The organism is Paenibacillus sp. N3.4 (assembly GCF_008017805.1).
In the GTDB taxonomy this organism is placed as follows: domain Bacteria; phylum Bacillota; class Bacilli; order Paenibacillales; family NBRC-103111; genus Paenibacillus_E.
Genome location: NZ_VRTT01000140.1, coordinates 1 through 8,825, shown reverse-complemented (window position 1 = coordinate 8,825; position 8,825 = coordinate 1). Strand labels below are relative to the sequence as shown.

Genomic DNA, 8,825 nt, shown 5'->3' with positions numbered 1-8,825 from the left:
TCCCCTTCATTTAAGATGTTAGGATTAAACATGTTTTTGAGATAAAGAATTCTAATTTGTTCTTTGGTTTCATCATCAACTGTTGGTGTAAGAAGTTGGATCAGGTTGCAAGAGGACAAACAACCATCTCCGATGATAAAGAATCGTATATCATGATTCATCAAAGTTGGAAAAGGCAAATTGGAACATTGTCGTTTTGATTTCCAATGCAGCTATTCAGTCTCAATTCTATTGGGTGAATATTGTAGGTATTGTATTTGGTTTAGGGGGACTTTTCTTAACTGTTTTAGTGTTTTTCTCCCTTTCCCGCTGGATCATTACTCCTTTCAGAAAAATGATCTCTCTCATGAAAGCGGTTCAAAGAGGGAGGTTTAACCAGCAAATGGAGATTCGTGGGAAAGACGAAATTGCCCAACTTGGTATCGCGCTTAACTCTATGATTTCACATTTAAACGTATTGATTGAAAGTGAATACAGAGCACAATTAAATTTGCGTAATACAGAGTTGAGTTTGCGCAATGCTGAATACAGATCTTTGCAGGCACAGCTCCAACCTCATTTCCTTTACAACATCTTAAACGGGTTTATTGGTTTGAATCGATTAGGTCAAAGAGAATTGTTAGAACACTCGATCATTTCGCTTAGTAAGATGTTAAGGTATATTCTGCTAAACACAGATCAGTCTACGATTAAGGAAGAATTTGAGTTTTTAAAGAGTTATTGCGATCTGCAGAAAATGCGTTTTGGCAAAAAAGGCTTTGAGTTCAATATTCAATGCGAAACATCTATTGAAAAAATGAGTCTTCCTAAGCTGCTATTGCAGCCTTTAGTTGAGAATTCAATCATCCATGGGATGGAACCTATTACCCATGCTTGCTTATTAGTAGTTTCGGCCAAGGAGCTCAAAGAAAATGATCAACATATCGTAGAAATTATGGTTCAGGATAATGGAAAGGGCTTTGAGCAAGGGCTTACAGATTCTCGACTTCATATCGGTTTAAACAACGTACAGGAGCGTTTGCGACTTGCGTTCCCAGGCTCCAGTTTTTTCATTAGCAGTGAGATTAATGTGGGAACTCAAATTATCATAAGGATACCGTTGCAGGAGGTTCAATCGTGAGAATTGTAATTGCCGATGATGAATATTACGTTCAAGAGAGTCTGATTAGCATGATTGCTGAAATTGAGAGTAGTTGGAGTATTGTCGGCATCGCTTCTGATGGTAATGAACTGGTGAAATTAATTAAGGAACACCAACCCGATCTTGCTATAGTCGATATTCGAATGCCTTATCTTTCAGGACTTGAAGCCATTCGGATAGCTCAGAATGAATGCCCTTATTTACAATGTATCGTTTTAACAGGTTACTCTGAATTTTCATTTGCTCAAGAAGCCATACAACTAGGGGCATCGAATTACTTACTGAAACCGGTGGGTATCGAGGAACTTAAGAGCTCATTGGAAGCAGTGAATCATAAACTAAAAATGCGAAATGATCTTGTTAATAAAAATTTGAATCTGCCATGATTTCAATCATCCATGGGCTAGGTCCAACATCAATTTTGGAAGAAATAGGTGATTCCGCAGATTGGTCATATAAAATTACAGTTTTTTATGTAGATAGTGCATTAGCGGAAGCTGAACAGGTCGACAGGCTTCGGACTTTTTATCAGCAAATTAAAAGCCGAATTCATCAGACGATGGACATGAATGTCCGTTATGCTTTTGTGTTTTTGCCAAATGGGGACCTTGCTCTTATTAACTCATATCGAAAAGCAACCAAATACATAAAGATTGTTGAACTAATGATCGAAGAAATAGAACCCATCTTAGTTGCAACAGCCAATAGTAAATTTTGTTTAACGATGATTTCGGTGGAATGTCCGTCGTACACAGTTGTCAAGGAACAAATGAGCAAACTGCAAGCGTTCTCATTGATACGTATATTATTTGGTATAAATAAAAAGTGGAATCTGTCGGATTTAATAAAGAACAGCAGTGATGATGCAATCAAATTGTGTCATACAATTCTTAAACTGGTAAAGTGCTACCACGAACGTTCACATGCGAATTATATGAATAAGGTTAACGAGCTTAAAACGATTTTTGATGCAGAGGTATTATTTAATGAAGAGTCGATAAGAAAAGGGATTTCTCAATTTCTATTTAGCACGATTCAATGTCAAATGAATATTTCCGATGACTCCTCGGAGTGGATACATAAACTGAAAATACACGGTCGACAATTACTGAATGAAATCCGTAAAGTAGAGAGACCCCAAAATGTAATTGAACAAACGCTGCTAATTATTGAAAAAAACTTTATGCATGATATTAGCATTCTACAAATTGCAGACGAACTAGAGTTGACTCCTAATTATTTGAGCACACTGTTTCATAAAAAAATGGGTGATACATTTATTAAATATTTAACTCGGCTTCGATTAATCAAAGCGCAGGAATTGTTGAGGGATACTCACTCTCAAGTACAAACAGTAGCTGAAATGGTGGGATATACCAATACGCGGCACTTTACAAGACTATTTACTGAATTCACTGGTTGCTATCCATCTGTTTATAAGAAATCAGTCTGCAAGAAAGAGGAATTACCGAGTTCCTTTATGGAAAAAGAAATATGAAACCAAAACCCTTCTTTTGTTTTTATCCTTTTCTGTGGACCCATAATCCACAGAAAAGGATTTTTTATCTGACTTCTATAAAAAACACAATTTTATTAACTTTCAGAGTAATTTAAAGTAACACAAGTACAAAGATATAAAGAAATTAAACAAGTTTAATAAAATATTACAAAGTCAATTTTTGTAATTAGTGCTATAAAGGTACTAGGAACATGTGCTAATTGCGATACTATTCAAAAATAGAAAGGAGAGCAGGCATATTGAACAATGATTGCATAGTTAAAAGGAGGTTATATGATAGCGCTTTCATTATTTCTTGTACAATCAAAAAAATCTTTTAAAGGAGTTGGAAATATTGGAAATTAAGATTCCATTGGTTCTAAAGAGGGCATTCATTTCGATGATTGCATTCGTTATGCTTTTGAGCGTCTCGGGTGAATTGTGAGAAATTGCGATATTTCAAAGTTAATGGTAATATATATTTGGAAAATAAAGTACAAGATGAATCAGAGGTAATTTACTAATGGATATGGATTATTACATGTTAATATTTGGTTGTATTTTTGCAGTTTTCGCAATTGTAGGTCTGGGATCGTTACTTTTCTTAATAAGTCGAGAGAAGAAAGTTGATGAATAAGTAATTATGTCCCATAATAGTTTTCGCTAAAACGGAAGAAATGTCGGGAGACAAGAATATTGTCCGATTAAATATCAGTTGGACCCGAAGTTGAATTTAATACATATTCACAAAATCCGTATTTTATACACAAGTGTATACGGGATTTCTTACGCAGTCTGATTACGGTATTTTCCGTGGTCAGGCTTTTTTGTAACATTCGCTCCTAAAAGTTCTATATCCCTTCGGAGGTTAAATTTTCATGGATCAACGTGAGGCTTTAAGAAATGAACTCCAAGCCATTATTACTGCGGCCAAGCCCTTTGTCAAACGGTTACGTGAGCGTAGTTCGCATATTCAAGCTGGGCACTTTACTAATTTGTCTATGCAGTCTCGTAAACTCGCAGATCGTAATGACATGTTGCTTCCCACTTATCGGCGTTATGTTGATCGTATGATCGAAGAATTTAATTATCAGGTTTCTTTAGCTTACGAGAAACATCCTGATCTTAAGAAGCTATCCAAGCGCTCTGCAGAGGCTCTAGACGGTCCAAAAGAACCAACAAAAGCCCTTAAGGTGTCGATTACCCTTCCGGTTCATGAATGGTTAATTGTGGATGAGAGCATTAAGAATGGGTTTGCTCAATCACGGTCGGAGTTATTTTCGAAAATTACATATTTCTCGTAGGAGGTGATTTTGGTTTAAACCTGCCTTTAATCTTCTTCAGGAATTAGGTTTTGTTGTAACTGCTGAGGTTTTACAAGCGATTTAAGTATGCATTTTGACAAAGGTTTGACCGTCCTGCGGAAAGGACGATTGCGAAGCAAGGACGTCCGCAGGATGGTCTCTCTTGTCAATAGCTACACTTATCTGACAAACATGTGAAAACCTGATTTTTAGAAAACCTAGTTTTTGAATTAAAAGTTTTAAAAATTAAAAAAATAAAAAGATAAAAAAGAAATTAAATTAATGGTTTGATCTAGGTAAAGCAACATTTGTTATTTTTTATGGGAAATACGAACGTATTTTCTATAGCTTGAAATAACAAAAATTGCCGTTTATGATACTCTCAAACTCTATGGAACCTGCTTTCTGCGTAATGAGTAAACTCCGTATTTTATACATATGTCTATAAACAGGATCAATCCCATGTCTCACAAGCGTTTTAGTAGTGTCGGATGACAAGAACATTGTCCGATAACTGAACTCGCTAGATCTTTTGGATGTGTTGTAGTCTCCTTGGTTTTGTATATGGATCCGATCGCTGGCCAGCAACTGGGATCCATATACATCATACCAAGGAGTCTTTTTATTTCTCAAACCTCGTATTTCTTCATAATAGGAATGCTGCCCGTTAATTGCAAAAGGGAACAGCTGCCAACCGCGGCGATCTGCTCCCTGACATTCAACTATCGTCTCCTTCAATTTTCCAAAAATTAAAATATTGGTTTAGAAATTCGTTAATATATTAATCTGAAAGTAAAATTCAACTCAAACTGAAATACCATATGTCAATATTGTTGAAAACTTCATCTTCTTTTAGTTCCAAATTCCCATTATAACTACGATCAAGTGTTGCAAGAAACTTTGGGATTACTGTTTTTAAAATGATCTGAATAGGTAATTCACAGATGAAATTATAACGTCCAATCTTATAGGTTAGCCTTTGTTCTTCTGTTAGCATATTGTGCTGTTCTTCATTCAAGTCAATTGCGAAGGTTGGATGCTCCTCATTAGCAGTATAGCATTGAAGCTTTAATTTTTTCTCTTGCATCTTAGGGAAAAGAAAATCTTGCTCTCTCGGAGAAAGTTCACTCCAATCACGATCATCATAAAAAAGCTCGAAAAGCTCGTTTGGAACAACATACCTAGAAAGCTCGCTCGGAAAAACAAATGAAATCACGCTCTTAAAACTGCTAAGTAAGTTATCAGCAGCAGCCCTGTAATAACTCAAACTATTGTTCGTTAAAAGATAAAGAATCATGTTTTCTGCCAATCTTTCCCTATCTTGTATATCTTCAAAATTATCTTTATGAAATTTATATTTTCTTTTATATCTTTTCAATGCATTAAAATCTTGAATTGATTTAAACTTCGTTTCAAGTTCCCTTTTGGCCTCGTCGCAATATCTTTTAAAATCTTCTTTATACAACACATGTACTTTCAAATGTATTTTTCCATGATTTTTTGCATAATCTTTCATTTCTTCTAAAAGGAAATAAAGCTCTCCATCAGTTTTAACTAATTGATTATCATGGTTGATCTCAATGATAAAATTTTCATTTGAAGGAATTTGTTCTTCTTCTATTCCAATTTGAACAAGTTCTGTTTGTGAAAGAATTTCGATTACTTGATCTAGTTTTTTATTTGAATCGGTAGAAATAGCAAGGTTCGAATTGGAAATATCTTTTATTTCCTCTAGTTCGTTGATTATATCACCAATGAAATCATCTAGTGCTGTTTTAACTTGTTTGATAGTTAGATTACTTTCGACTTCTAATTGTGCGGTGAAGATATTGTATACTTCATCTGTAAATTTGATTTCACTTGCAAAGTACCTCTGCATGTAATCAAAGAGATTTCCTTTCACTTCGTGTATATATATAGCGTGTGGTACGTCAAACTCCAATGCCCTCTTAATAATCCTTTGGTTGATTTCTTGAATAGCCGAATCATCCATATCACCTTGAGCGTTTAATAGTAAGGCTAATTCATCCAACACATCAATAGGTGGATTAGGTAATTTTAGTGAGTCTACGTTTTGAAGTTCAACATTTAGCTTTTTTTCCAATTGCTCTAAACTAGCAACTAACCATTCTTTATCATTGCCGACCTCATGCATGTGTAAATTAATGTAACCTAAACAATTGTTGCAGATTCTCCTAACAGAACGGATAAATGCACGTTGTGCTCCCCGTTGCAAATCATGATTGTTGAATTTCTTTTTGTCAAATTTATTTTCATTAATTCTCATTTTATATTTTTTGTGGAGTGAACTTAATGGCTCTTCCAAATAAAGTTTTTTCGCGACCTTTGCTACCACACTTCCAAACAAAATAGTTGCTGATGAAATAACAGGCATAACTATCCTCCCGAATTATCATTATTTTCAATATTGGCATACCTTTCAAAAAGAAGATGGCTCTAGCCTTCGTTCTGCCGAATCTACCTGTACTTCACACCTCATGTTCTGTTAAACATGACGCACGCAGGAGTATTGGCGGGATGGTTTCGGGATACATGGTTCCGTCATTCCCATCCTTGGTTGTAAAGTTGAAATTACTGCTGTAATCTCCTGCTTTTCACACTGTTTGATGCTTATAGCAGAACTTGTCGTACTTCCCCGTTAGCGGAATAAACAATTTTACATTCGCGAAAAGTCATATCAATATATGGTGTGTTATTCAGTAAGAATTGAATAAAAATCTGGTGATAGTAAATTAATGCGATCATCAAAATATTGCTGTTTAAGTACTTCATTTTCTGAATTTGCGAAGAAAATAAAACCACTTGGTGAAGTAATGTAATAAGAAATAAAGAATTTTTTGCGACCATGTGAAGTACACCTAAAAACTACTTGAAGGAATGATTCATGTAAAAAGCCATTTAATTCTCGGGGGCAGTATCCCACTTTTCGCAATGTTGACATTGATCTGGATAAAAATTTACATCGACTTCTTTAAAGTGAGGACTATATTCTTCTTGATAAACAACAGTGGACAAAGGTAAATTTCCCCCCTTTTATTCTACATACGTCCAGTCTGTGGCAACATTGAAACGTGAGTTCCGTGAAAACAGTAAATTCATGGCGGTTATGTGATCTAAGGTCTTCGAGTTAATATTTAAGAGTCTGAATTAATTCATCTAATTCATAGTTTGGTATTTCAATGAGACCCATTAATTCATAACTCTCTCTACCAAACCCTGAAAGTGCCATTCTTCCAGGAATAACATTCATCCAACTATAAACATTTTTATCATAATCATCATCACTATTCAAAAGCATATCACTGGAAATAAAACCTTCAACTACGCTCTGTTTTGTACTAATTTTCCATAGAACTCCCTTTTGCACTAAATCATAAATTTCTTGATAAATTGAACTTTGTTCCGATGTAAAAGTATGCTTATGACTAGAACGAATGCCTAATTCGTTTTTGTGATTCTTCCCAAAGATATTAATGAGACACATTTGTCGAAATGTAATGCTACTAGCTAACTTTAGATAATGATTTGCATCACCAATAGAAGTATTATTAAAGGATACATTAACAAAGATATTACTTGTATATTTAGACTTTTTCTCTTCATGTTCACTCTTACATTTTGTTAAAACTCCCTCAAAAACCTCTTCCGCATTAGAACGATAGTTTTCATTATAGTCAAAGAAAAAATCATCATCTCGTAATGACTCCCCCGCAGCACACTTTTCTTTTATTTTTAATATGCAATATTGTGCGACTTCTCCAACCCTAAATTCTTCACGCTTAGATAATTGACGTGTTGCATAATCTGAAACAACGGACTTAACTGGACCGACGATTAGTCCTGCGCCAGGAATTAACGATAAAAGTCCTGCGCTTGTCTCAAGGATAACATCTAATGCTAATTTTTCTTTACTCATAACAACCCTCCACGTTCCCATATTTTTCTATTATATGTTATAAAGCAGCCTACTCCAATAGGAATAAGCTGCTCATTTTCGCTTCTTCAATTTTATCTTTAGCCCGTTCCAAGAACTTCTGCACGCTGCTCCTTCCAAGATGCAGCTCCCGGGCTATATCTTACTCGCTCATGCCATCCACATGGTACATCATGAAACCATTGGCGCTCCCGATCAGACAGCGTGCTCATGGCATCCTCGATGCGGAAGCTATCTGTATACGATAACCTCCCCACTAAGCTGCGTGCGATCCGTATACCAACCGTTTGGTGAAGCGTACGAGTCAAGCCAAGCTGGATCCCAATTTGTTTCCTTGTAGCCGCGCTCAACTCCCTTGTAGCTACCTGGGCGCCTGCCAGTCTCCAACCATTCCTCGACAAACTCGCATTCGCTGATCATAGATGAGATTAGCCCGCGAACTTCGATTGCCTCCTTAACGGTCTTTATGAGCGCATAACGAGCAATATTCTTCGATCGGCGAATCGTTCATTTGGCCGATCCCGAGTCGAACTGAATTACGGGGCAAATTATCCCGGTTGACGGCGGACTAACAATCGCATATAGCCGTCATAAGCTCAATCGTGATACTGAGGGACATTAATGAAGGAGTTGCCAATTGTGCAGCTCCTTTTCTAGGACTACCCGTTAGAAGCATTAAACGCGCTGCCTTTTCTATGTATTTATTCGAATATCATTCCCCGTTTGTTCATTGGAACTATAAGTAAATATCAAAGCCTAAAATGCAGATGCTTGGTATAACCTAGACAAGAAAAGGGACCGCTTTGAAGAAATATTCCCGCAACGGTTTATAATGCTACATATAAACTAGACAGCAAAAAAGGAGTTTCTTAGTTGTATGACAGGTCCCAGAAGGAAGTTCAGCCCAGAGGAAAAAGCCCGGTTGGT

The 8,825-nt window shown here is 36.1% G+C and carries 7 protein-coding genes; 4 read left to right on the top strand and 3 right to left on the bottom strand.

Annotated elements, in window-relative coordinates; all coding sequences use genetic code 11:
- Positions 1-166: 166 nt before the first annotated feature.
- The 4 genes from FU659_RS33840 (at position 167) to FU659_RS33825 (ending at position 3,943) form a co-directional block, all read left to right on the top strand.
- Positions 167-1,120, top strand: a complete 954-nt coding sequence (locus tag FU659_RS33840; RefSeq protein WP_147951558.1) for a sensor histidine kinase — start codon at positions 167-169, stop codon at positions 1,118-1,120.
- The gene (locus tag FU659_RS33835) at positions 1,117-1,527 is read left to right on the top strand and encodes a response regulator (RefSeq protein ID WP_187274589.1); all 411 of its coding nucleotides are present in this window, start codon (positions 1,117-1,119) and stop codon (positions 1,525-1,527) included. Before FU659_RS33840 ends, FU659_RS33835 begins: the two co-directional genes overlap by 4 nt.
- Entirely contained in the window at positions 1,524-2,639 is a 1,116-nt protein-coding gene (locus FU659_RS33830) for a helix-turn-helix transcriptional regulator (RefSeq protein WP_147951556.1), read from the top strand. The genes FU659_RS33835 and FU659_RS33830 overlap by 4 nt, the downstream gene beginning before the upstream one ends.
- Positions 2,640-3,517: 878 nt before the next feature.
- A complete protein-coding gene (locus tag FU659_RS33825; protein WP_147951555.1) occupies positions 3,518-3,943 on the top strand; it encodes a hypothetical protein in 426 nt (141 codons plus the stop codon).
- Between the two features lie 799 nt (positions 3,944-4,742).
- Here the strand turns inward: FU659_RS33825 and FU659_RS33820 are convergent.
- The 3 genes from FU659_RS33820 to FU659_RS33810 all read right to left on the bottom strand — a co-directional run bounded on the left by FU659_RS33820 (position 4,743) and on the right by FU659_RS33810 (position 8,299).
- Positions 4,743-6,338 (bottom strand): hypothetical protein, encoded by a 1,596-nt coding sequence (locus FU659_RS33820; RefSeq protein ID WP_147951554.1) that lies wholly within the window; start codon positions 6,336-6,338, stop codon positions 4,743-4,745.
- Between the two features lie 753 nt (positions 6,339-7,091).
- On the bottom strand, positions 7,092-7,880 hold the full coding sequence (locus tag FU659_RS33815; RefSeq protein WP_147951553.1) for a hypothetical protein: 789 nt from the start codon (positions 7,878-7,880) through the stop codon (positions 7,092-7,094).
- Between the two features lie 98 nt (positions 7,881-7,978).
- Positions 7,979-8,299, bottom strand: a complete 321-nt coding sequence (locus FU659_RS33810) for a hypothetical protein (RefSeq protein WP_187274588.1) — start codon at positions 8,297-8,299, stop codon at positions 7,979-7,981.
- Positions 8,300-8,825: the final 526 nt, after the last annotated feature.